The sequence below is a fragment of the Paraburkholderia sp. CNPSo 3281 genome, from assembly GCF_024206515.1.
GTDB lineage: Bacteria > Pseudomonadota > Gammaproteobacteria > Burkholderiales > Burkholderiaceae > Paraburkholderia > Paraburkholderia nodosa.
Genome location: NZ_JAMBPS010000017.1, coordinates 96,303 through 118,046 on the forward strand (window position 1 = coordinate 96,303; position 21,744 = coordinate 118,046).

Sequence of the window (21,744 nt, forward strand, 5' to 3'; positions counted from 1 at the left end):
TGATTATCGTCGAGCGCCCCCATCAAGGTCACTGTTCGACGGGAATCCAGTTCGCCGTCGCGGCATCGCTGGCCCGGAACGCCGGGAATTTCGCTCCCAGTTCCGCAATGGTGTGGATATCGTTCTTCACCAGATCGTCGCGCGTGACGAGCGTGGGCTTCACGAGGATGTGATGGTCGAGCGGCTGCCCGGCCACGTCGAGCGCCGCGGCGCGTACCGACACGGCGCCCACCACGGCGGGGTTGGTCGCCGCGGTGGCGACCCACGCGCTGTTCGGCGCGCGAATCGCCTCGATGTCGGCAGTCGAGATGTCCGCGCTGTAGATCCGCACCTTGCTCGCCACATTCGATTCATTCGCCGCGAGATTGGCGCCGCGCGCAAATTCGTCATAGGGGGCAATGACCACGCGTATATCCGGATGCGCGCGGTAGGCGGCAGCCGCCTGATTGGCAACCGACTGCGCGATCGGATTGTCCACGGTGCCCCAGCGCGCCTTTTCCTGGATGCCGGGATGGTCGTGCTTGAACGTCTGCCAGACGGCGTCGCGCCGGTCGAGCGGCGCAAAGCCCGCTACGTACACATAGCCCGCGGAAAACGCGCTGCCGTTGTCCTTGACTGCCTGGGCGAGCAGCAGCGAAGCGAGGTCGCTGTCGCTCTGCTCGATTTGCGGGACCTTCGGATTGGCCAGATTGACGTCGAAAGCGACGACCTTGATGCCCTTGTCGAGCGCCTGCTGCACGACATCCTTGAGCGACTCGGGCAAGCCGTGATTGACGATGATCGCCGACACGCCCAGATTGACGGCCTGCTGGATCTGGTCGCGCTGCTCGGCCGCGTCCTGGCGCCCTTCGTAGATGCGCAGGTCGATGCCGAGCGCCTTCGCCTGCTTCTGCGCGCCCGCCTCGTAGGCCTGGAAGAAGTCGCCTTCCGAAAGATAATTGACCAGCGCGACCTTCACGCCGCCTTTGTCGAACGGCGCCGGGGCGCCAGCCAGTGCAGCGGCCTGCGCCGTCAGTGTGCCGAACAGGCCCGCCGTGCAGAGCGCCAGTGCGCCGTTGCGAATGTGCCGTTGAATCGATGTCTTCATGACGTTCCCGTTTGTGCGATGGGGTTAGTTCCACGCGTGACGTGCCGGCTTGACGCCGTTGAGGTAGTAATTGCCAACAAGGTGATACTTCCAGCGCACCGGATCGTGCAGCGTGTGCGTTCGTGCGTTGCGCCAATGGCGGTCGAGGTTGTGCACGCCGAGCGTCGACTGCGTGCCGGCCAGTTCGAACAGCTTCTCGCCGGCCAGCAGCGCGACTTGTGTCGTGAGCACCTTCGCCTCCCCCACGGCGACCGAGGCGCGCGCCACGTCGTCCTCCGTCGTCTCGCCCTTTGCGGCGAGTTCGTCGAGCACACGCGCCGCACGCTCGAGCAAGGCCTCGGCGGCATGCAACTGGATATGCAGATTGCCGACCTCGCGGATCGTCAGGGGGTCGTCGCTTGCACGGTCGACGCCGCTATCGACCCACGGCCGCGAGCGTGAGCGCACGAACGCGAGCGTGTCTTCGATCGCAGCGCGGGCAATGCCTGCGTCGATGGCCGCCTGGATGATCTGCGAGAGTGGACCATTGAGCGTGGGCTGCTCCGACACGCGATGCGCGGGCAACACGAGCCTTGCCGGCACGCGCACGTTGTCGAGTGTCACGGTGCCGCTAGCTGTGGTGCGCTGACCGAAACCGGACCAGTCGTCCACCACGCTGAGCCCTTGCGTGCCGCGTGGAATATAGGCGAGCCAGCCCCTGCGGTCCTCGTCGAGCCCGAGTACGGGAACGTAATGCGCGAACAGGGCGCCCGTCGAATAGAACTTGGCGCCGTCCACGACGTAGTGATCGCCGTCGCGGCGCACGCGCGTCTTCAGGTCGAGCACGTGTTTCGTGCCCTTTTCCGAAAAGCCGTTGCCAAAGCGCTTGCCGGCGAGGACTTCACCGAACAGTTCGCGCTTTTGCTCCTCGGTGCCGGTCAACGTGATCACGTCGACGAGGCCGAAGTGATTCTGCGGCAGTTGCCCGAGCGACGGGTCCGCAGCAGAAATGATCTTGACTACCTCCGTGAGCGTGACGTTGGACACGCCAGCGCCGCCATACGCTTTGGGCACCGTGATACCCCATAGCCCCGAGCGCGAGAACCACTCGATCTCCTCGTGTGGCAGGCGCCGCTCGCTGTCGCGCTGCGCCGCGCCAACGGCCAGCCGCACGGCCAGCTCCGTTGCTACCGCAATCGCTTCGTTTTCCGTAGCAATCACATGCGCGGCTTCCGTTAAGGGAGCGGCGCCCCGTGTCTCGTTGCCTGCCAGTGTCTCTGCCATGATTTGCTCCGCTCGACCAGATTGTGTAGTTTTGCCAACCGCAACATTGCCGGACTCTGCCGGCCTCAGTTGCGCCCTTCCGCCCGGCGCCCGATGCTGAACGTGAACGCCAGCGCCACGACCAGCAATGCGCCCTTGATGAAGTCCTGCAGGTAATACGGCGCGTTGAGCATCGTGAGACCGTTGAGCAGCACGCCGACGAACACCGCGCCGATCACCGTGCCCGGCACATTGGGCCGCTTCGCGCCCCACACGGCGTAGCCAACCAGCGCGGCCGCCACCGCATCGAGCAGCAACGAATGCCCCGCGCTCACGTCGCCTCGCCCCACGCGCGCGGCGATCAGCAGTCCGCCGAGCGAGGCGATCGTCGCGGAAGCGACATAGGCCGCCAGCCGGTAGCGGGCCGTTGGCGCACCGGCCAGCCGGGCCGCCGTCTCGTTGCCGCCGATCGCATAGACGACCCGGCCCCAACGCGTCGAGCCCATGACGAACGACACGAGCACGGTCAGCACGAGGAGCACGATGACAGGCACCGGCACCACGTCGAAAAGGCGAGCACGGCCTAGCGCAAGGAACGCATCGGGGAACGTGCCGCTCGCTTCGGTGCCGTCGGGCAGGATCGTGCCGCTCGCAAGCGAGCGGCCGCCGGTGGGAATCAGTTGCAGGCCTGCAAGCAGGAAGAGCGTGCCGAGCGTCGCGAGCTGGTCCGGGACATGCAGGCGCGTGATCAGCAACCCGTTGAAGAGCCCCGCCGCCACACCCAGCGCGAGACACGCAAGCACGGCTTCCCAGCCGTTGCCGTGCCACACCACGAGCACATAGCTAGCGGCCATCTGCGCCGAGGCGGCGACGCTGCCCACGGAAAGATCGAAGCCGCCCGCGGCGAGCGTGATCGTCACGCCGATGCCGAGCAGCGCGACGATCGAGACGGCCTGCAAGATGCTGAACAGGTTCGCGACGTTCAGAAACGCAGGCTCGCGCACCGTGAAGATGACGCCTAGCGCGACGAGGACGAGCAGCAACCCGCCGCGTTCGAGCGCGACGAAAAGGCTGTGCCGGCGCTGCCGGGTCGTGCCGCGCGTGGAAGACTCGTCCGATGCTGCTGTGGGTGTGATGGATCTCATGAGTGGGCTGACAAGAGGGGTTCCGCTACGGCTGCGCGTTCGACTGTGCCGCGATCGAACATGACGATGCGGTCGGCGACTTCATGCGCCTCTTCGAGGTCGCTGACGAAAACGAGCGTCGCGCGCGAAGCGGCGCGCTCGCGCAACGCGGCGGCGATATCGGCCCGTGCGCCCGCATCGACGCCCTGAAACGGCTCGTCGAGCAGCAGCAGCCGGGCCGGCTCGGCGTGCCAGCGCGCCAGCAGCACTTTCTGCTGGTTGCCGCCCGAAAGCCGCGCGACGCGGTCGTCGGGACCCGAGCAGCGAATGCCGAATGTCCCGATGGCGTCTTGCGCCTGCGCCGCTTCGCGATCGCGCGGCAGGCCCACGCCGCGCTGCCAGCGGGACAGAAACGGAAAGCTGATCGTGCCGGCGATCGATGCGAACGCAACGGTGTCGGGAAAGAGTGACGTGCGCCACCGGTCTTCGCCGGCGAGGAATACGCCCGCGCGGATCGCGTCGGTTGGCGAGCGTGGGGCCCAGGCGCTGCCGTAAAGGCGCATCTCGCCCGCAGCCGCGTGCAACGCGCCGAATATCACCTGGGCAAGCCTCGATTTCCCCGCACCGACCGGGCCGACAATCGCAACGATCTCGCCTTGCTGCACGTCGAGATCGAACGCATCGCCATGCGCCGTAAGTCGCAGGCCGCGCAGCCGCAATGCAGGGTCCGCGCGCGCCTGGGCCGTGCGCGGCACTGCTCGCGCCTGTGGCAGGGCGCGGCCGATCATCGCTTCCAGCGCCGCGTCAAAATCGATGGGCGCGTTCTGTTCGTCCACAATGCGGCCGTCACGGAGCACCGCCACGCGCGAAGCCAGTCTTCGCAGGTCGCCAAGCCGATGCGAGACCAGCAGCACCGCCACGCCCTCCGCGCGCAAGTCATCCACTAGCGCATGGAGCCGTGCGGCCTCGCTCGTGGAAAGGCTGGCCGTGGGCTCGTCGAGAATCAGCAGCCGCGGGCGCGAAGCCAGCGCACGCGCGATCACCACGCGCTGCTGACCGGCGAGAGAAAGCGAACCGAGCGGTGCCGTGAGATCGGCTTCGAGCCCCACGCGCGCGGCCAGCGCGGCTGCACGGGTGTAGCGGGAGGCGCGCGGCGTCCACCAGCGCGCTCCGCCGCCGCAAAGTTCGTCGAGCAGAAGATTGTCGGCAATGGACAGCGCGGGCACCACCGCGTCGGCAAGGCTCTGATGTACGGTCGCCACGCGCAGACGCTTCGCCGCCTGGGGCGAACCCGGCGCATAGGCGTCTTCGCCGAGCGTGAGCGTGCCTTCGTCCTGCGCACTCACTCCGCTCAGGATCTTGACGAACGTCGATTTTCCGGCGCCGTTCGCGCCCATCAGTGCAACGACCTCGCCAGCGCAGATGGAGAAGTTCAGCCGCGACAGCGCGAGCGTCGCGCCAAAACGCTTCGTGATCGAGTGGGCAGTCAGAATCGGAGCGGACATCGATGGGGTAGCCGGTTGGAGATCGCTAGCGGACACTGCTGCCCATCGTAGCGAGGCGCGGGAGGGAGCCCAACGAAGCGATGCTCATATTCATGCGTCTGTATTTGATAAGGCACCCTACAGAAAGCAGCCTGACAGCAACAGGGCGTATCCGCTGCCGCAACAGCCGATTCGACGACATTGCGAAGAACGCGCCGAAGCAAATCGGGCAAGCCTATATCGATTCGTCAATCCGTTATTGGAGCCGCTGCGCGCGGGTTTCTATACTTTTCTTCTTCGCTGCGCGGTGCGCATTCTCTCCACCCCCAACCGAGAAAAAACGCATGAATGTCCCCCGATCCCATGACGCGCTCTCGCTAGGCGCCGACTACGAAACCCTTGCCGCCCGCTTCCGCCCGATCTTCACGGAGATCGCCCGCGAAGCCGCCGAACGCGAGCGCTCGCGCACGCTGCCGCATGACGCGATTGCCGCGCTCAAGCAAGCGGGCTTCGGCGCCGTGCGCATTCCGGTGCGTGACGGTGGCGCGGGCGCTTCGATCGCGCAGTTGGCGCAACTGCTCATCGAGCTTGCCGCTGCGGACTCGAACCTGCCGCAGGCGCTGCGCGGCCACTTCGCCTTCGTCGAGGACTGGCTGAACGTGCCTGCCGGCGCGGACCAGCGTGCATGGTTCGATCGCTTCGTGAGCGGCCAGCTTGTGGGCAATGCGTGGACCGAGGCTGGCGACGTCGCGCTCGGCCAGATCGGCACGAAGGTCGCGCGCCGCGATGGCGGCTTCGTGCTCAACGGTTCGAAGTACTACAGCACCGGCAGCCTCTACGCGGACTGGATTGACGTATTCGCGCAGCGCGAAGAAGACGGCAGCGACGTGATCGTGGCCGTGGCGACCGACCAGCCCGGCGTGCTTCGCGAAGACGACTGGGACGGCTTCGGCCAGACGACCACGGGTAGCGGCACCACGCTGTTCCGCGACGCCGCGGTCGAGGGACGCAACATCATCGACTTCAACCGTCGCTTCAAATATCAGACCGCGTTCTATCAGCTCTTTCACGTCGCCACGCTCGCAGGAATTGCCGAGGCAGCAAGGCGCGACGCCGCCACCCTCGTGCGCAACCGCAAGCGTATCTACAGCCACGGCAACGCGCCGCGCGTGAGTGACGACGCGCAGATCCAGCAGGTGATCGGCGAGATCGCCTCATGGGCCTATGGTGCAAGGGCCATCGCACTGCAGACTGGAGAAGCCGCGCAGCGCGCTTACGAGGCGCGCTTCGAAGGTGACGACGAGGCCGAGCGCGCGGCAAACGTGGAAGCCGAAATCGCTTCGGCACAGGCCCAGATTGTCGCCTCTGAATTCGCACTGCGCGCGGCGACGCATCTGTTCGATGCGCTCGGCGCGTCTGCCATCCGCGCCGGCCACGCACTCGACCGCCATTGGCGCAATGCACGCGCGGTGTCGTCGCACAATCCGCTCGTCTACAAGGCGAAGATCGTGGGCGACTGGACCATCAACGGCACCGAGCCGCCCTTTCTCTGGCAAATCGGCAACGGACCGGAACGCGGGAGCAAGTGAACATCATGAGCAAAACCATCCACCTGAACGCCTTTGAGATGAACTGCGTGGGCCACCAGTCGCCAGGCCTCTGGACCCACCCGCGCGATCGCTCGTGGCAGTACAAGGATCTCGATTACTGGACCGACCTCGCGAAGATACTCGAGCGGGGCGTTTTCGATGCGATCTTCATCGCGGACGTGATCGGCTATTACGACGTCTACAAGGGCAACAACTATCACGCGCTGCATCAGGCGGCGCAAATTCCCGTAAACGACCCCCTGCAACTGGCCGCGCCCATTGCCATGGTGACGTCACATCTAGGCATAGGCATCACGGCTTCCACGAGCTTCGAGCACCCCTACACGTTCGCGCGCCGTCTCTCCACGGCCGACCATCACACGCAGGGGCGCCTTGCATGGAACATCGTAACGTCGTATCTGGAAAGCGGCGCCAAGAATATCGGGCAAGGCGGCCTACGCGACCACAACAACCGCTACGAAGTCGCGACGGAATATGTCGAGGTGCTCTACAAGCTGTTCGAAGGAAGCTGGGAAGACGGCGCCGTGGTGCGCGACCGGGACCGGCGCGTGTTCACGCACCCCGAGAAAGTGCACGAAATCGGCCACAAGGGAAAATATTTCGAAGTGCCGGGCTATCATCTTTGCGAGCCCTCTCCGCAGCGCACGCCGGTGCTGTTTCAGGCGGGTGCATCGGGCCCCGGCAAGACGTTCGCGGCGCAGCATGCCGAATGTGTGTTCGTTGCGGCGCTCACGAAAAACCTGCTGCGCGACTACGTGACGGATGTGCGCCGCCAGGCGGCGCTCGCCGGGCGCGACGCGAACAAGCTGCTGATCTATAACCTCGTCACCGTGATCGTCGACGAGACCGATGCCAAGGCACAGGCGCGCTTCGAGGAGTATCAGCGCCACGTCTCCTACGACGGCTCGCTCGTCTTCATGTCCGGCTGGACCGGCATCGACTTCGGGCAGTACCTGCCCACCGACACGGTCAAGCGCGTGCAAACGAATGCAATCCACTCGGCTGTCGAACATCTCTCGGGCGGTGACACGACCTGGACCATCGAAGCGCTGGCGAAGTGGGGCGGCGTCGGCGGAATGGGACCAGTATTTGTCGGCTCTCCCACGACGATTGCCGACATCCTTCAGGAGTGGGTCGAAGAGACCGGCGTGGACGGATTCAATCTGGCGTACGCGCTCGCGCATGAGACCTTCGAGCATGTCGTCGAGTACCTCGTGCCCGAGTTGCAGCGGCGCGGCGTGTATCCGCGCGACTACGCGCCGGGCACCTTGCGCGAAAAGCTCTTCGGCGGCGGCGCGCGCTTGCCCGACGAGCATCCGGCGGCGCGCTATCGCGACATCGAGCGTGTGAAGCGCGAAACAGCCGTGCAGACGGGCGAACCGGTTCCAGCCCCGGCTGCGTGAATAAACATAAGCAACCCAAAACAAATGCGTTAGCCGCAAAGAGGCGCACTTCTATACTCGTCGCATCGAGGGGCCGCGTACCCGCACGGCCTGCTCTTTACTTGCGCTCATCTTCAGGACACTCACATGACGACCTCGAATCAACGCACCGCCGATCACGCGATCGACCGACAGTTTCTCGACCGCTGGTCGCCGCGGGCTTTCACGAACGACACGCTGCCCGAAGCCACGCTGCTCACGTTTCTCGAAGCGGCGCGCTGGGCGCCCTCTTCGTACAATTCTCAGCCCTGGCGTTTCGTCTATGCCCTCAGAGGTACGGCGCACTGGTCGCGCTTCCTCGGTTTCCTCAACGATTTCAACCGCGGTTGGGCGCAGCATGCCGCTGCCATCGTGATCGTCCTCTCGAAAAAATCCTTCGTGCCACCGGGCGCAAAGGATCCCGTTGCTTCGCTCACGCATTCATTCGACAGCGGTGCCGCGTGGGCGCAACTTGGGCTTCAGGCCAGCCTTTCCGGCTGGAAGGCGCACGGACTGGCAGGGATCGAGCGCGAGCGGATTCGCTCTGAACTCGCCATACCGGACGACTATGCCATCGAAGCGGCCCTCGCGATCGGCCGCCCGGGCGACCCAGCGCAGTTGAGCGAGGCGCTGCGCGCCCGCGAACTGCCCAACGGACGTCTGCCGTTGGCCGCGATTTCCGCGGAAGGCGCGTTCGCGTTCACCGAATGATCCCGATCGGCGCGCTATGGCGCACTGATCTCGGCTTTCCCACGCGGCGCGTCCGTCGCTGCGACATATCCGTCGTTATATTCCACCAGAGCATATGCATAGCGAATGTGTCTGGTTTGCAGGCAGATACGCCGACAGTAGAATCCGTCGACTCACTGATGCCGCCAACGAAACTCTCATTACGAATATTTCAATCATGAAAGCCATCCGCTCCGCTCTTTTTGCCGCCCTGCTGTCGGTCGTCGCCTCGGCGCCGGCCCTGGCTGCCGACGAACTTGCGCAGGTCAAGTCGTCCGGTGTGTTCCGTGTCGGCACCGAAGGCACTTACGCGCCGTTCACCTACCATGACGAAACCGGCAAGCTGACCGGCTTCGACGTCGATATCGCCACGGCCATCGCACAGCGGCTTGGTGTGAAGCCGCAGTTCGTCGAAGGCAAATGGGATGGCCTGATCGCGGGCCTCGACGTCAACCGCTACGACGCCGTGATCAACGAGGTTTCGATCACCGACGCACGCAAGGCCAAGTACGATTTTTCAAAGCCGTATATCTCGACGCACGCCGTGCTGATCGTGCGCTCGGACAACACGACCATCCATTCCTTCGACGACCTGAAGGGCAAGAAGTCGGCCAATACGCTGACCAGCAACTTCGGCAAGCTCGCCGCGTCGCATGGTGCTGACGTCGTGCCGGTTCAAGGCTTCAACGAATCGATCGATCTGCTGACGTCGGGCCGCGTGGACGCCACCGTCAACGACGCGCTTTCATTCCTCGACTTCCAGAAGCACAAGCCGGACGCGAAGCTCAAGATTGCCGCCATCGACGCGTCTTCCGCGGACGACCAGTCGGGCGTTCTGCTGCGCAAGGGCAACCCGGACCTGGTCGCGGCCGTCGACAAGGCGCTCGCCGATATCAAGGCTGACGGCACCTACGCGAAGATCTCGCAGAAGTATTTCGGCAAAGACGTTTCGCAATAAGGCGGACTGAGCGATGCCGGTATGGCTGCATTTGATGGCGCAATCGTTGTGGCCACTGCTCTACGCGGGACTGGTCTTTACCGTCCCGCTCACGCTGGCTTCGTTTGCGATCGGCATGGCGCTCGCGTTCTGCGCGGCGCTCGTCCGCCTCTTCGGGAAACGCTGGGCCGTGGCGGCCGTGCGTTTCTATATCTGGCTCTTTCGCGGCTCGCCACTGCTCGTGCAGCTGTTCGTCATCTTCTACGGGCTGCCCAACGTGGGCATCGTGCTCGATCCGTTGACGGCGGCCATCATCGGCTTTTCACTCAATGTGGGCGCTTATAACGCGGAAGTCATTCGTGGCGTGATCGAATCGATTCCGCGCGGTCAGTGGGAAGCCGCCTATTCGATGAACATGACGCGCGCTCAGGCGCTGCGCCGCGCCATCCTGCCGCAAGCGATTCGCGTAGCGTTGCCCGCGCTCTCGAACTCGTTCATCTCGCTCGTGAAGGACACGTCCCTCGCGGCCGTGCTGACCGTGCCGGAGATCTTCCAGGCTGCACAACGCATCGCGGCCGTGACCTACGAACCCCTCATTCTCTATACCGAGGCCGCACTGATCTATCTCTTGTTCAGCTCCGTGCTCTCGCAGGCTCAGGGGCGTCTCGAAGCGCGCTATGGCCGCCATGCCTTGTTCGCAGCGGGGCGCTGATGATCCACATCGATAAGCTCCACAAGTCGTTCGGCGACCACGAAGTGCTCGCGGCCATCGACCTCGAGCTCAAGGCCGGCAGCGTCACGGCGCTGATCGGGCCGTCCGGCAGCGGCAAGAGCACGCTGCTACGCTGCATCAATCTGCTCGAAGTGCCAGACTCCGGCACGTTGAGCGTCGGCGATGCCCGCCTCGAATTCAGCCGCGGCCGGCTGCTCACCCACGCGGAAATCGCCTCGGTGCGTCGGCATACCGGCATGGTGTTCCAGAACTTCCAGTTGTTCCCGCACCTGAGCGTGATCGAGAACGTGATGGAAGGTCTCGTCACGGTCCTCAAATGGGAGAAGGAGCGAGCCCGCGAGCGCGCCGCAGCGCTGCTCGCGAAAGTGGGGATTGCCCAGAAGGCAGACGCATGGCCCTCCACGCTTTCGGGTGGCCAGCAGCAACGCGTGGCGATAGCGCGCGCACTCGCGCCCTCGCCCCAGGTGCTGCTCTGCGACGAGCCGACTTCGGCGCTCGACCCCGAGCTTTCCGCCGAAGTGGTCGACGTGCTGAGGCAGCTTGCGCTGGAAGGCACGACCATGCTGATGGCGACGCATGATTTACGGCTCGCGGCTTCTGTCGCGCACGACGCCGTTTTCCTCAAGGATGGCGCGATTGTCGAGGCCGGTCCGTCGCATGAACTCTTCGCACACCCGCGCGATGCGCGCACGGCGCGCTTCGTCTCCACGCTCACGCAGGCGCTGCCCTCGTTCTAAGCATAGTCAGGCGGCGGCGCCCGTCGCCGCCTGTTCGTACTGCCTCAATGCACCTTGGGAAAACCGTGCCGCTCGGCGAGCAGCGCGAGAATGCGCTTCGCGTCGGTCACGAAGTGACGGCCGTTCAGCGTTTGCACTAGGAACGGGATGCTCGTCGCCCAGCACGAGCACGGGCAACCCCTGATGCGCCTCGTCGAGCACGTCGATCACGGCTGCCCGCGGGCGCGCGAACGGCAGGCGTTTGACATCGAGCCGCGCGACGCGCTCGGGCTCGGACACGAGCAATCCTTCTATCGGCGCGCCGTCCGGACAGATGAAACGCTCGCCAGGACGCGCGGGATCGGTGAAGCCAGGTTCAAGCAACAGCAGCAGGTCTCGAGTCATGGTGGACCGACGCTCCGTGATTGAATTGAGGACACACGGGAATTGTCGTGCGCGGCGGCCACTGCCGCCACGAATGAATCGATCCAACAATATTCGCGCCGCTGCTAACCGGCATTTTGGCTGAGCGCAAAAAACCGGTTCTCCGGCCTCGGCAAGCCAAGATGCTCGCGTAGCGTACTGCCCTCGTACTCGCGACGGAAAATGCCGCGCCGCTGCAGCTCGGGCACCACCTTCCCCACTAAGTCGTCGAGGCCCGCGGGCAGATACGGGAACATCACGTTGAAGCCATCACTGCCCGCCTCCACCAGCCACTGCTCCATCTCGTCCGCGATCGAATGGGGCGTGCCCACCATTTGCAGGCCGGAGTATCCGCCCACGCGCTGCGCGAGCTGGCGAATCGTCAAGCCCTCGTCGCGCGCCCAGTCCACCACGCGCTGTCGCGCGGTACGGCTCGCATTGCTCTCCGCAATCTCGGGCAGCGGGCCGTCGGGGTCGAATCCGGAGACGTCGTGACCAAGCGCGATCGATAACGAGGCGATCCCGCTGTCGTAGTGCACGAAGGTGTCGAGACGCTCGCGCTTCTCGTGCGCCTCTTCCAGCGAGTCGCCCACCACGACGAACGCGCCGGGCAGGATCTTCAGATGATCGGGATCGCGGCCCAGCGTTTCCATGCGCGCCTTCACGTCGGCATAGAAACGCTTGCCGGCTTCGAGATTCGGCTGCGCGGTGAAAACCGCCTCGGCCGTTTCAGCCGCGAGTTGCCGCCCGGCCTCCGACGATCCGGCCTGCACCACCACCGGCCAGCCCTGCGGCGGCCGCGCGATATTGAGCGGCCCGCGCACGCAATAGTAGTCACCCTTGTGCGCGAGCACATGGAGCTTCTCCGGATCGAAATACTCGCCGCTCTCCACATCGCGCAAGAATGCATCGTCGGCCCAACTGTCCCAGAGGCCCGTCACGACGTCGAAGAATTCGCGTGCGCGGCGATAGCGTTCGTCGTGCTCCACGTGTTCCTCGAGGCCGAAATTGAGCGCTGCGTCCGGATTGGAAGTCGTCACGAGGTTCCACCCGGCGCGGCCGCCGCTCAGATGATCCAGCGAGGCGAAGCGGCGCGCGACATGGTAAGGCGTGTCGAACGTCGTCGAAGCCGTTGCGACGAGCCCGATCTTCTCCGTCACAGCGGCAAGCGCCGAGAGCAAGGTGAACGGTTCGAACGAGGTGGCGGTGTGGCTGCGCTTGAGCGCGTTGACCGGCATGTTCAAGACGGCCAGGTGATCGGCCATGAAGAACGCGTCGAAACGCGCACGCTCGAGCGTCTGCGCAAAGCGCTTCAGATGAGCGAAGTTGAAATTCGCGTCGGGGTATGCACCGGGGTAACGCCACGCCCCCGTGTGCAGGCTGACGGGGCGCATGAATGCGCCGAGATGCAACTGTCGATTTCGGTTCATCGCTTCGGCCACCGGAAAACGAAAGTCACAACATACTCCGGATCGGCAAAATCCGCTGTGGGCGCCAGCGCAGATAAGCATCTGACAATATCTTGGTTGTGCCGATGTTGAAACAGATTAAGGTGGGAGGCGGATCGCCGCGCAAGCGCGGCAGTTTCAACGTGGACATTTAAATGGGCAACGGCACGATGTCGAACGACAACTACGAGAATCACGATGACCACACGGCAAAAGGCGCGCGCCGCAAGCTATTGAAGCTCGCAGCGGGGGCCGCGACGGCCGCCGCGCTGCGTGGCGCAGCGGGGCTCGCGAGCGCCGCCGCGTTGGCGCTTCAAAGCGGCGCGGCACGCGCGGACGACGGCAAGGTCCTGCGCATCGGTTTCCAGAAGTACGGCAACTTCGTGGTGCTAAAGGCCCAGCGCACGCTGGAGAAGCGGCTCGCGCCGCTGGGCTTCACCGTGCAATGGCTCGAGTTTCCCGGCGGCCCGCAGTTGCTGGAAGGGCTTGCCGCCGGCGCGGTGGATGTCGGCACCGTAGGTGAAACGCCGCCCATCTTTGCGCAGGCCGGCGGCGTGGATTTCGTCTACATTGCAAGCGAGCCGCCCGCGCCGCAGGGTGAGGCCATTGTCGTGCACGAAAATTCGCCAATTCGCATGCCCGCCGACCTGCGCGGCAAGCGCGTTGCGTTCAACAAAGGCTCAAACGTGCACTATCTGCTCGTCAAGGCGCTGCAGAAAGCCAACCTCAAGTACGAAGACATCCAGCCCGTCTATCTCGCTCCCGCCGATGCGCGCGCCGCGTTCACAAGCGGCAGCGTAGACGCGTGGGTGATCTGGGACCCCTATCTCGCGGCGATCGAACGCCAGGCGAAAGTGCGTTCGATCGCGAACGGTGAAAACCTCGCTCGCAATACGCAGTACTACATAGCAAGTCGCAACTTCGCGACCGCGCATGCGGCTGTCCTGCATGCGGTCGTGGAGGAAATCGGCGCCGTGGACACCTGGGCGCGCGACAACGTTCCGACCGTCGCGGCTCAACTGTCACCGCTTGTCGGCCTCGACGCGCCGACGCTCGAACTCGCCCTCAAGCGCGCGAGCTACGGCGTGCAGCCCATCGACGCGGCCACGCTCGCCTACCAGCAGCAGATCGCCGATACGTTCTCCGAACTCAAGCTGATCCCGAAGAAGCTCGTGGTCGCCGATGCGCGCTGGCAATCCACCTGAGCGCGCTGACGCCCGCTTGTCGAAACACGCCAGCCGCGCCTGGCGTAACGCCAGGGCGGCCTTCCCCCCGTTGCCCGACAAAACCGGCTTAGAAGCCGAGATCGGCGCCGCCAGGGCCACCCGCCGGCGACTGCGCCGCCGGGGCTTTAGGCGCCTCATGCACCGTGGCATCGGTCGTGAGCAGCAGCCCCGCTACCGAAGCCGCGTTTTGCAGCGCCGTGCGCGTGACCTTGGTCGGATCGAGCACGCCCTTTTCGACCAGATCGCCATATTCGCCGGTCGCCGCGTCGTAACCGAAGTTGCCCGTGCCTTCCGCGACCTTCGCCGCCACCACGCTCGCTTCTTCGCCCGCGTTGCTCACGATCTGGCGCAGCGGCTCTTCCAGCGCGCGCAGCACGATCTTCACGCCCGCCGTCTGGTCGGCGTTCTTGCCCTTCAGGTCGAGGATCGCCTGACGCACGCGGATCAGCGCCACGCCGCCACCCGGCACGATGCCCTCTTCCACGGCCGCGCGCGTGGCATGCAGCGCGTCGTCCACGCGGTCCTTCTTTTCCTTCACTTCGATCTCGGTGGCGCCGCCCACCTTGATGACGGCCACGCCGCCCGCCAGCTTCGCCACGCGTTCCTGCAGCTTCTCGCGGTCGTAGTCGGAGGTCGCTTCCTCGATCTGCACGCGAATCTGCTTCACGCGCGCCTCGATGGCGCCCGCTTCGCCCGCGCCGTCGATCACCGTGGTGTTTTCCTTGCCCACCTCGATGCGCTTGGCCTGGCCCAGTTCCTGGAGCGTGGCCTTCTCGAGCGTGAGGCCCGTTTCCTCGGCGACCACCTGGCCGCCCGTGAGAATCGCGATGTCTTCAAGCAGCGCCTTGCGGCGGTCGCCGAAACCCGGCGCCTTCACGGCCACCGTCTTCAGCACGCCGCGAATGTTGTTGACGACGAGCGTGGCGAGCGCCTCGCCCTCGATATCCTCGGCAATCAGCAGCAGCGGGCGCCCGGCCTTCGCCACCTGTTCGAGCAGCGGCAGCAGGTCGCGAATGTTCGAGATCTTCTTGTCGTGCAGGAGGATGAACGGATTGTCGAGTTCGGCGACCTGCTTGTCCGGGTTATTGATGAAGTACGGCGAGAGATAGCCGCGATCGAACTGCAGGCCCTCCACGACGTCGAGTTCGTCGGCGAGCGACTTGCCGTCTTCCACCGTGATCACGCCTTCCTTGCCTACGCGATCGATCGCCTCGGCAATGCGCTGGCCAATCGACTCCTCGCCGTTGGCCGAAATCGTCGCGACCTGCGCAATCTCCTTGCTCGTCGTGGTGGGCTTGCTGATCTTCTTGAGTTCTTCCACAGCGGCCACCACGGCCTTGTCGATGCCGCGCTTCAGGTCAAGCGGGTTGAGCCCCGCCGCCACGTACTTCTGCCCTTCGCGCACGATCGCCTGCGCAAGCACGGTGGCGGTCGTGGTGCCGTCGCCCGCTGCGTCGCTCGTTTTCGAGGCGACTTCCTTCACGACCTGCGCGCCGATATTCTGGAGCTTGTCGGCCAGTTCGATTTCCTTGGCGACCGAAACGCCGTCCTTCGTCACGACGGGCGCGCCGAAGCTGCGTTCGAGCACGACGTTGCGGCCCTTCGGGCCGAGTGTGACCTTGACGGCGTCGGCGAGCAGGTTCACGCCTTCGATGAGTTTGGTGCGGGCGATATCGCCGAATACGATGTCTTTGGCTGCCATGATGACGTGCTCTCTCCGGTTCTTACTTATTGATTGACGACTGCGACGATGTCTTCTTCGCGCAACACGAGGAGTTCGTTGCCGTCGACCTTCACGGTCTGGCCCGCGTATTTGCCGAACAGCACGCGGTCGCCCACGCTCAGGTCCGGCGCAATGCGGCGGCCGTCGTTGTCGCGGCGGCCCGGCCCCACGGCCAACACTTCGCCCTGGTCGGGCTTTTCGGCGGCGCTATCGGGAATGACGATGCCCGACGCAGTGCGGGTTTCCTGGTCGAGTCGTTTGACGATCACGCGATCGTGCAGTGGGCGCAGGCTCATGGGTGGCTTCCTTGCGGTTATCTCTCGGTTATTCGCGGTGAAACTGGCACTCGCCGCTTGCGAGTGCTGATGGAAAACCGAGTATAGAAAGCCGGCGCGCGCCGCTCCAATAACGGATTGGCAGATCGATATCTCGGTTACGGGCTTATCGATATCGCGCGGAAGTGGAAAACGGCAAAGGGAGAGAGGAAAAGAAGAAGGGGAGCGGCGTCAGGCAACGCCGCTCCGGGGTCGTGCTACTGCCGCGGCGCCAGACCGCGAATGACCGACACGAGCGCATCGACTTCTTCGCACGTGTTGTAGAACGCGAGCGAGGGCCGCACGGTGGCTTCCAGACCGAAACGGCGCAGAATGGGCTGGGCGCAATGATGCCCCGCGCGCACTGCAATGCCTTCGCGGCTCAGCGCCTGTCCCACCTCTTCGGTGCTGTAGCCCTTCAACACGAACGACAGCACACTGGCCTTGTCGCGGGCCGTGCCCACGAGGCGCACGCCCGGCACCGGCGCGAGCACGCTCGTTGCGTAGGCAAGCAGATCATGCTCGTAACGCGCGATGTTTTCGATGCCGACGCGGCTCACATAGTCCAGCGCGGCGCCCAGCCCCACCGCATCGGCGATATTGCCGGTGCCTGCCTCGAAGCGCGACGGCGGCGGCTGGAACACAGTCCGCTCGAACGTCACGTCCTGGATCATGTTGCCGCCGCCCTGCCATGGCGGCATGTTTTCCAGCACCTCGCGCTTGCCGTACACCACGCCGATGCCGGTCGGCCCGTAGATCTTGTGGCCCGAGAACACGAAGAAGTCCGCATCGAGCGCCTGCACGTCCACCCGCATGTGCGAAATCGACTGCGCGCCGTCGACCAGCGCCTTCGCGCCCGCACGATGCGCAAGCTCCACGATCTCGTCCACCGGCACGACCGTGCCCAGCGCGTTCGACACCTGCGTGACCGAGACGATCTTCGTGCGGTCGTTGAGCAGTTTGCGGTACTCGTCCAGCAGCACCTGGCCTGAATCGTCGACCGGAATGACGCGCAGCCTGGCGCCCTTGAGCGCGGCGAGCTGCTGCCACGGCACGATGTTCGCGTGGTGCTCGAGATGCGAGACGATGATCTCGTCGCCCTCGCCCACGTTCTGCACGCCCCAGGTCTTCGCGATCAGGTTGATCGCCTCGGTCGTGCCGCGCACGAACACGATCTCTTCGGGCGACGATGCATTGATGAAGCGCTGCACCGTCTTGCGCGCATGCTCGTACGCGTCGGTCGCTCTCGCCGCGAGCGTGTGCGCCGCGCGGTGAATGTTCGAGTTCTCGTGCGCGTAGAAGTACGCGAGGCGGTCGATCACGGCCTGCGGCTTGTGCGTCGTCGCGGCGTTGTCGAACCACACCAACGGCTTACCGTTCACGCGCTCCTGGAGGATCGGGAAGTCGCGACGCACCGCATTGACATCGAAAGGCGGATGCGCGCCGCGCAACGGCACGCCCTGGCTCACGCCTGGCGCTGCTGCCCGTTCGCCGAGAAAGTATCGCGCGGGGCCGCCGTTTGCATCGTAGTCCAGATGATTGAGCGCCAGCAGGCCACGCAGCGCATCGTCGCCCGGCAACCCGAACGCTTCGGGAGAAGCGAGCCCGTGCACCGGCACCTCGATATCGCGCGCCGTATCGCGCCAGCCGTTGCCCGCCGTTTCCGTGAAGTAGAACGGCGCACGCTCGCTCGTCGTGGCTCGCACTGGCTCGGACGGCTCGGCTACCGCGTAAGCCTGCGGCACGCCAAGCAGCGCACCGCCCGCGCGCGGCTCCAGCGCCGGCGCGACCGTCACCGCATTGTCGGGCAGCCCGTTCGCCGCCGCCGCATGCGGCGCGAGCGCGGGTACGCGATTGCCGAGCGAAAGCACGTGCGTGGGCGCGGAAGGCGCGAGATTCAAGCCCGGCGCCTTGCCTTGCGGCGGCGCGAAGCCCGGCACGCCCGTGCCGGTGCCGCCCGGACCCGCGAGCGGCGAGCCCGCCGGCGCCGGATTGCTGATCGAGGCGAGTATCGGCGCGGCCGCCGGCAATGCGGACGGCACGCCGCCTACCGCGCCGCTGCCTGCCGCGACGCCGGGCGCGCCTGCGCCGCCCGGCAACGTGCTGAAAAACTCGTTGGCGAGCCGCGCGAGCGTGGCGGGATCCGGCAGTCCGCCCGGCAACGGCGGATGCGCGATCTCCGTTGGCTTAGCGGTAGGTGTCAGGGTAGTCATGGTACTTGCCGATTTCCACGTCATCGAGCACAGCCAGCGCATCCGGCGAATGAACCGCAAGCGAGCAGTAAAGCGAGATCAGATACGACGCGATCGCCTGGTTGTTGATGCCCATGAAGCGCACCGACAGCCCCGGCCCCTGCTCGCCCGCCACGCCCGGTTGATACAGGCCCACCACGCCCTGGCGCTTGTCGCCCACGCGCAGCAACAGGATCTTGGTCTTGCCGTCGGCAACCGGCACCTTGTCCGAAGGAATCAGCGGAATGCCGCGCCACGTGAGGAACTGCGAACCGAACAGGCTGACCGTAGGCGGCGGCACGCCGCGCCGCGTGCATTCGCGCCCGAATGCGGCAATCGCGAGCGGATGGGTAAGGAAGAACGCGGGTTCCTTCCACACCTTCGTGAGCAGTTCGTCGAGGTCATCGGGCGTGGGCGCGCCGGTCAGCGGGAAAATGCGCTGGTCTTCCTCGACGTTCGCCAGCAGGCCGTAGTCGGGATTGTTGATGAGCTGGCTTTCCTGCAACTCCTTGATCGTCTCGATCGTGAGGCGCAGTTGCTCCTTGATCTGGTCGTGCGGGCTGCTGTACAGGTCGGAAATCCGCGTGTGTACGTCGAGCACCGTGCTCACCGCGTTGAGGAAGTATTCGCGCGGCTGCTCTTCGTAAGGCACGAATGTCGTGGGCAGCGTGCCTTCGTCCTCGCGAGCCGTGCAGGCGGCACGCACTGCTTCGGGATCCTTAACGCGGTTCAGACGATAAATGCCGGCTTCGACCGGCACCCATTGCAGCAGGTGCGTAAGCCAGCGCGGCGTGATCGTGGAAAGCTGCGGGACGGTTTTGGTGGCATTCGCCAGTTGCCGCGCGGCGTTATCGCCAAGCGCGGTCTGGCCGCTCTGAATTGAGGACATGAACGAGGGCTCCGGTTACTTATAACAAAAACTGCTTTGCTTATGACGACGGTCGATTATCAGGAGCCAATGGAGCCGGATCAACCGGCTATAGACGGCAGCGTGCAGGGACGACTCAGGAAGACAACGGGCTGGCGGGAAGCGAGACGGCGGCCCCGCCCGCAAGCAGTTCCGCGATACCCACGCCGAAAGCCAGCGCAAGCTTTTCGACAGTCACGATCGATGCGATGGCCGTGCCGCGCTCGATTTCGCCGACATAGGTGCGGTTGAGTCCCGCATGCTCGGCGAGCCGCTCCTGCGACCAGGCCTGTGCCTCGCGCAGGCGGCGCACCTTGGCGCCGAAGTCATGGACGATCGCGCTCATCATGCCGCGCCCATCGTGATCGCATCCGGCGCGGCGCTACCCGTCCGTCCATTCGCCGGTGCGCGCACGTCGTGCCTGGAAATCGCCTGGGTGATATGCGCCCCGGCGGGAACGCTTTCGGTCAGCCAGACATTGCCGCCGATCACAGCGCCGCGCCCGAGCGTCACACGCCCGAGAATCGTCGCGCCCGCGTAAATGACGACCTCGTCTTCGACAATGGGATGACGCGGCAGCCCTTTCTCGAGATTGCCGGCCGCGTCGCGCGGAAAGCGCTTCGCGCCGAGCGTCACAGCCTGGTAGACGCGCACGCGCTCGCCAATGACGGCGGTTTCGCCAATCACGACCCCCGTGCCGTGATCGATGAAGAACGCGCTGCCGATTTGCGCGCCAGGATGAATGTCGATGCCCGTGGCCGCATGCGCCAGCTCCGAGATGATGCGCGCGAGCAGCGGCAAACCGAGCCGGTAGAGTTCGTGGGCGAGCCGGTGGTGAATCATCGCCAGCACGCCCGGATAGCAGAGCAGCACCTCGTCGACGCTGCCCGCGGCCGGATCGCCGTTGAACGCCGCGAGCACGTCGCTGTCGAGCAATCCACGGATGACTGGCAGGCGCTGCGAGAACGCACGCACGGCGGCCAATGCGCGTGCATCGATTTCGCCGTGATCGGCCTCCGCGTGGCGCGCCTTGTAGCGCAGTTCGAGCCTCGCCTGCGCCAGCAGTGCGTGCAGCGCGGCGTCGAGCGCATGGCCGACGTAGAAGTTCTCGCTTTCCTGGCGCAGGTCGGGCGGCCCGAGCCGCATCGGGAACAGCACGCCCTTGAGCGTTTCGACGACCTCGGCCAGCGCTTCGCGCGCGGGCAGGTCGCGCCCGCCCGGCTCCAGGGCGCGGCGCTGCAATTCCCGCCATTGCTGACGCACGCCCTGCAGCGCGTCGACGATTTCCGACACATGAAATACGGTCACGCCAGTTCTCGCTTCGTTATTCGTTAGGGGCATGAGGAACAGGCTTTAATCCTGCACCCACGGTAAATCATGAAAACGCCAGCCATTACGGCGCCCGCGCCGCCCGGCTTCGTCCAGGTCGCCTTCAAAGCCTTCGGTGACGTTGAACACACGGGTAAAGCCCGCCTTGGTCGCCGCTTCGGCGGCCTGTCCCGACCGGTTGCCGCTGCGGCACAGCAGGACGATAGCCGCGCTCTTGCCCGTCTTGGCCTCGAGTTCGCGCACGAAGCGCGGATTGCGCGTGAAGCTCGTGCCGGTGGCCCACGCCACATGCAACGTATCGGGCACGTGGCCAACGAACTTGCGCTCTTCGGCCGTGCGCACGTCTACGAGCACCGCTTCGCCCGCCTGATGGAGCGCCCAGGCTTGCTGCGGCGTCACGCTGCCCGCGTAGGGCAGGCCGGCCGCGTGCGCGGCGCCGCGCGCCGCTTCCAGATCCGCGTGCAGCGGCTTTTCATGCAGTTCCACTGTCATCAGTGTCTCCTTAATGTGGGCGGCAGCGCTCCGACCCTCGGAGCGCTGCCGCCTATAGCCATCAGGATTCCACTATGCGAGGGCGCCGCCGCAGTTCCAACCAATAAAAACTGATATCCAAATGGGCGCAGGTGTGAGAAGCAATCGCGCGAATTCGATCGCGTGCGCTCTCGTCAGCAAGACGCCGGCCTGCCGCGCTGGTCGATCCACAGTCGCGCCCAGCGCGAGGCGTACGCAATGGCGTGATCGGCCTCGAAGAAGTAATCGAGTGCGTCGAAGGTAAACGACGAACCGGCGGGCGACGACCTGTTCTCGATGGACAGGTTCGCCGCGTAGAGTCCGCTAGGCAATACGTGTGCGGACGCTTCAACTTCGTAGCCCTTGTATCGCATGAAGGCTCCCGTAATGACAAACGCGGACACAAGCGCCCGCGGCACTTCATCCTGCTGCAAGAAGCGCGCGACGGCAAAGAAGGCTTTGGCGTTAGCAAATCAGCACGGGCATCACTTCGTCATCACGATGCACTTTGCCTGCATGGGCGGGAATAATCACGCTGGAACGTCCGATG

At 65.1% G+C, this 21,744-nt stretch carries 20 protein-coding genes and 1 pseudogene; 7 read left to right on the forward strand and 14 right to left on the reverse strand.

Going from position 1 to position 21,744, the window contains the following annotated elements; translation table 11 throughout:
- Positions 1–28: 28 nt before the first annotated feature.
- The 4 genes from M3I56_RS18735 to M3I56_RS18750 form a co-directional block, all read right to left on the reverse strand.
- Positions 29–1,087, reverse strand: a complete 1,059-nt coding sequence (locus tag M3I56_RS18735; RefSeq protein WP_254355256.1) for a substrate-binding domain-containing protein — start codon at positions 1,085–1,087, stop codon at positions 29–31.
- Between the two features lie 24 nt (positions 1,088–1,111).
- The gene (locus M3I56_RS18740; RefSeq protein WP_254355257.1) at positions 1,112–2,350 is read right to left on the reverse strand and encodes an SfnB family sulfur acquisition oxidoreductase; all 1,239 of its coding nucleotides are present in this window, start codon (positions 2,348–2,350) and stop codon (positions 1,112–1,114) included.
- 65 nt (positions 2,351–2,415) lie between these two features.
- Positions 2,416–3,474, reverse strand: coding sequence for an ABC transporter permease (locus M3I56_RS18745; protein WP_254355258.1), 1,059 nt, complete (start codon positions 3,472–3,474; stop codon positions 2,416–2,418).
- Complete coding sequence (locus M3I56_RS18750; protein ID WP_254355259.1) at positions 3,471–4,958, reverse strand: sugar ABC transporter ATP-binding protein; 1,488 nt, start codon at positions 4,956–4,958, stop codon at positions 3,471–3,473. The genes M3I56_RS18745 and M3I56_RS18750 overlap by 4 nt, the downstream gene beginning before the upstream one ends.
- Before the next feature lie 323 nt (positions 4,959–5,281).
- On the opposite strand from M3I56_RS18750, the gene M3I56_RS18755 reads away from it, so the two are divergent.
- The 6 genes from M3I56_RS18755 (at position 5,282) to M3I56_RS18780 (ending at position 11,104) form a co-directional block, all read left to right on the forward strand.
- Positions 5,282–6,526: an acyl-CoA dehydrogenase family protein gene (locus M3I56_RS18755; protein ID WP_254355260.1), complete on the forward strand. Its 1,245-nt coding sequence runs from the start codon at positions 5,282–5,284 to the stop codon at positions 6,524–6,526.
- A 5-nt stretch (positions 6,527–6,531) separates the two neighbouring features.
- Complete coding sequence (locus tag M3I56_RS18760; protein WP_254355261.1) at positions 6,532–7,950, forward strand: LLM class flavin-dependent oxidoreductase; 1,419 nt, start codon at positions 6,532–6,534, stop codon at positions 7,948–7,950.
- A 126-nt stretch (positions 7,951–8,076) separates the two neighbouring features.
- The gene (locus tag M3I56_RS18765; protein ID WP_254355262.1) at positions 8,077–8,679 is read left to right on the forward strand and encodes a nitroreductase family protein; all 603 of its coding nucleotides are present in this window, start codon (positions 8,077–8,079) and stop codon (positions 8,677–8,679) included.
- 196 nt (positions 8,680–8,875) lie between these two features.
- Positions 8,876–9,655, forward strand: coding sequence for an amino acid ABC transporter substrate-binding protein (locus tag M3I56_RS18770; protein WP_133188059.1), 780 nt, complete (start codon positions 8,876–8,878; stop codon positions 9,653–9,655).
- Positions 9,656–9,668: 13 nt separating this feature from the next.
- Entirely contained in the window at positions 9,669–10,346 is a 678-nt protein-coding gene (locus tag M3I56_RS18775) for an amino acid ABC transporter permease (protein WP_254355263.1), read from the forward strand.
- Positions 10,346–11,104: an amino acid ABC transporter ATP-binding protein gene (locus M3I56_RS18780; RefSeq protein ID WP_254355264.1), complete on the forward strand. Its 759-nt coding sequence runs from the start codon at positions 10,346–10,348 to the stop codon at positions 11,102–11,104. The genes M3I56_RS18775 and M3I56_RS18780 overlap by 1 nt, the downstream gene beginning before the upstream one ends.
- A gap of 44 nt (positions 11,105–11,148) precedes the next feature.
- On the opposite strand, the pseudogene M3I56_RS18785 reads toward M3I56_RS18780, so the two are convergent.
- Together M3I56_RS18785 and M3I56_RS18790 are read right to left on the reverse strand one after the other, a co-directional pair.
- A pseudogene (locus M3I56_RS18785) lies at positions 11,149–11,488 on the reverse strand (DUF3088 domain-containing protein).
- Between the two features lie 104 nt (positions 11,489–11,592).
- Complete coding sequence (locus M3I56_RS18790; RefSeq protein ID WP_254355265.1) at positions 11,593–12,936, reverse strand: LLM class flavin-dependent oxidoreductase; 1,344 nt, start codon at positions 12,934–12,936, stop codon at positions 11,593–11,595.
- A 173-nt stretch (positions 12,937–13,109) separates the two neighbouring features.
- On the opposite strand from M3I56_RS18790, the gene M3I56_RS18795 reads away from it, so the two are divergent.
- Complete coding sequence (locus tag M3I56_RS18795; RefSeq protein WP_375541749.1) at positions 13,110–14,159, forward strand: sulfonate ABC transporter substrate-binding protein; 1,050 nt, start codon at positions 13,110–13,112, stop codon at positions 14,157–14,159.
- Between the two features lie 88 nt (positions 14,160–14,247).
- Here M3I56_RS18795 and groL read toward each other — a convergent pair whose 3' ends face one another.
- The 8 genes from groL to M3I56_RS18835 form a co-directional block, all read right to left on the reverse strand.
- Positions 14,248–15,882: a chaperonin GroEL gene (gene groL / locus M3I56_RS18800; protein WP_254355266.1), complete on the reverse strand. Its 1,635-nt coding sequence runs from the start codon at positions 15,880–15,882 to the stop codon at positions 14,248–14,250.
- Positions 15,883–15,908: 26 nt separating this feature from the next.
- Complete coding sequence (locus M3I56_RS18805) at positions 15,909–16,199, reverse strand: co-chaperone GroES (protein ID WP_167053534.1); 291 nt, start codon at positions 16,197–16,199, stop codon at positions 15,909–15,911.
- 236 nt (positions 16,200–16,435) lie between these two features.
- On the reverse strand, positions 16,436–18,430 hold the full coding sequence (locus tag M3I56_RS18810; protein WP_254355267.1) for a family 2A encapsulin nanocompartment cargo protein cysteine desulfurase: 1,995 nt from the start codon (positions 18,428–18,430) through the stop codon (positions 16,436–16,438).
- Positions 18,405–19,337: a family 2A encapsulin nanocompartment shell protein gene (locus M3I56_RS18815; protein ID WP_133188073.1), complete on the reverse strand. Its 933-nt coding sequence runs from the start codon at positions 19,335–19,337 to the stop codon at positions 18,405–18,407. Before M3I56_RS18815 ends, M3I56_RS18810 begins: the two co-directional genes overlap by 26 nt.
- Before the next feature lie 115 nt (positions 19,338–19,452).
- Entirely contained in the window at positions 19,453–19,701 is a 249-nt protein-coding gene (locus M3I56_RS18820) for a helix-turn-helix transcriptional regulator (RefSeq protein ID WP_254355290.1), read from the reverse strand.
- Positions 19,701–20,663, reverse strand: a complete 963-nt coding sequence (gene epsC / locus M3I56_RS18825) for a serine O-acetyltransferase EpsC (protein ID WP_254355268.1) — start codon at positions 20,661–20,663, stop codon at positions 19,701–19,703. Before epsC ends, M3I56_RS18820 begins: the two co-directional genes overlap by 1 nt.
- 45 nt (positions 20,664–20,708) lie before the next feature.
- Positions 20,709–21,176, reverse strand: a complete 468-nt coding sequence (locus M3I56_RS18830) for a rhodanese-like domain-containing protein (protein ID WP_133188077.1) — start codon at positions 21,174–21,176, stop codon at positions 20,709–20,711.
- 173 nt (positions 21,177–21,349) lie between these two features.
- Positions 21,350–21,568, reverse strand: a complete 219-nt coding sequence (locus M3I56_RS18835; RefSeq protein ID WP_133188079.1) for a hypothetical protein — start codon at positions 21,566–21,568, stop codon at positions 21,350–21,352.
- Positions 21,569–21,744 lie beyond the last annotated feature (176 nt).

Bases quoted from the DNA above. Each gene is read 5' to 3' on its own strand.
- groL (WP_254355266.1), bottom strand. From the start codon at position 15,882: ATGGCAGCCAAAGACATCGTATTCGGCGATATCGCCCGCACCAAACTC.
- M3I56_RS18740 (WP_254355257.1), bottom strand. From the start codon at position 2,350: ATGGCAGAGACACTGGCAGGCAACGAGACACGGGGCGCCGCTCCCTTA.
- M3I56_RS18815 (WP_133188073.1), bottom strand. From the start codon at position 19,337: ATGTCCTCAATTCAGAGCGGCCAGACCGCGCTTGGCGATAACGCCGCG.
- M3I56_RS18755 (WP_254355260.1), top strand. From the start codon at position 5,282: ATGAATGTCCCCCGATCCCATGACGCGCTCTCGCTAGGCGCCGACTAC.
- M3I56_RS18750 (WP_254355259.1), bottom strand. From the start codon at position 4,958: ATGTCCGCTCCGATTCTGACTGCCCACTCGATCACGAAGCGTTTTGGC.
- M3I56_RS18780 (WP_254355264.1), top strand. From the start codon at position 10,346: ATGATCCACATCGATAAGCTCCACAAGTCGTTCGGCGACCACGAAGTG.
- M3I56_RS18820 (WP_254355290.1), bottom strand. From the start codon at position 19,701: ATGAGCGCGATCGTCCATGACTTCGGCGCCAAGGTGCGCCGCCTGCGC.
- M3I56_RS18765 (WP_254355262.1), top strand. From the start codon at position 8,077: ATGACGACCTCGAATCAACGCACCGCCGATCACGCGATCGACCGACAG.
- M3I56_RS18770 (WP_133188059.1), top strand. From the start codon at position 8,876: ATGAAAGCCATCCGCTCCGCTCTTTTTGCCGCCCTGCTGTCGGTCGTC.
- M3I56_RS18790 (WP_254355265.1), bottom strand. From the start codon at position 12,936: ATGAACCGAAATCGACAGTTGCATCTCGGCGCATTCATGCGCCCCGTC.
- M3I56_RS18775 (WP_254355263.1), top strand. From the start codon at position 9,669: ATGCCGGTATGGCTGCATTTGATGGCGCAATCGTTGTGGCCACTGCTC.
- M3I56_RS18735 (WP_254355256.1), bottom strand. From the start codon at position 1,087: ATGAAGACATCGATTCAACGGCACATTCGCAACGGCGCACTGGCGCTC.
- M3I56_RS18745 (WP_254355258.1), bottom strand. From the start codon at position 3,474: ATGAGATCCATCACACCCACAGCAGCATCGGACGAGTCTTCCACGCGC.
- M3I56_RS18805 (WP_167053534.1), bottom strand. From the start codon at position 16,199: ATGAGCCTGCGCCCACTGCACGATCGCGTGATCGTCAAACGACTCGAC.
- M3I56_RS18830 (WP_133188077.1), bottom strand. From the start codon at position 21,176: ATGACAGTGGAACTGCATGAAAAGCCGCTGCACGCGGATCTGGAAGCG.
- M3I56_RS18835 (WP_133188079.1), bottom strand. From the start codon at position 21,568: ATGCGATACAAGGGCTACGAAGTTGAAGCGTCCGCACACGTATTGCCT.
- M3I56_RS18760 (WP_254355261.1), top strand. From the start codon at position 6,532: ATGAGCAAAACCATCCACCTGAACGCCTTTGAGATGAACTGCGTGGGC.
- M3I56_RS18810 (WP_254355267.1), bottom strand. From the start codon at position 18,430: ATGACTACCCTGACACCTACCGCTAAGCCAACGGAGATCGCGCATCCG.
- M3I56_RS18795 (WP_375541749.1), top strand. From the start codon at position 13,110: ATGGGCAACGGCACGATGTCGAACGACAACTACGAGAATCACGATGAC.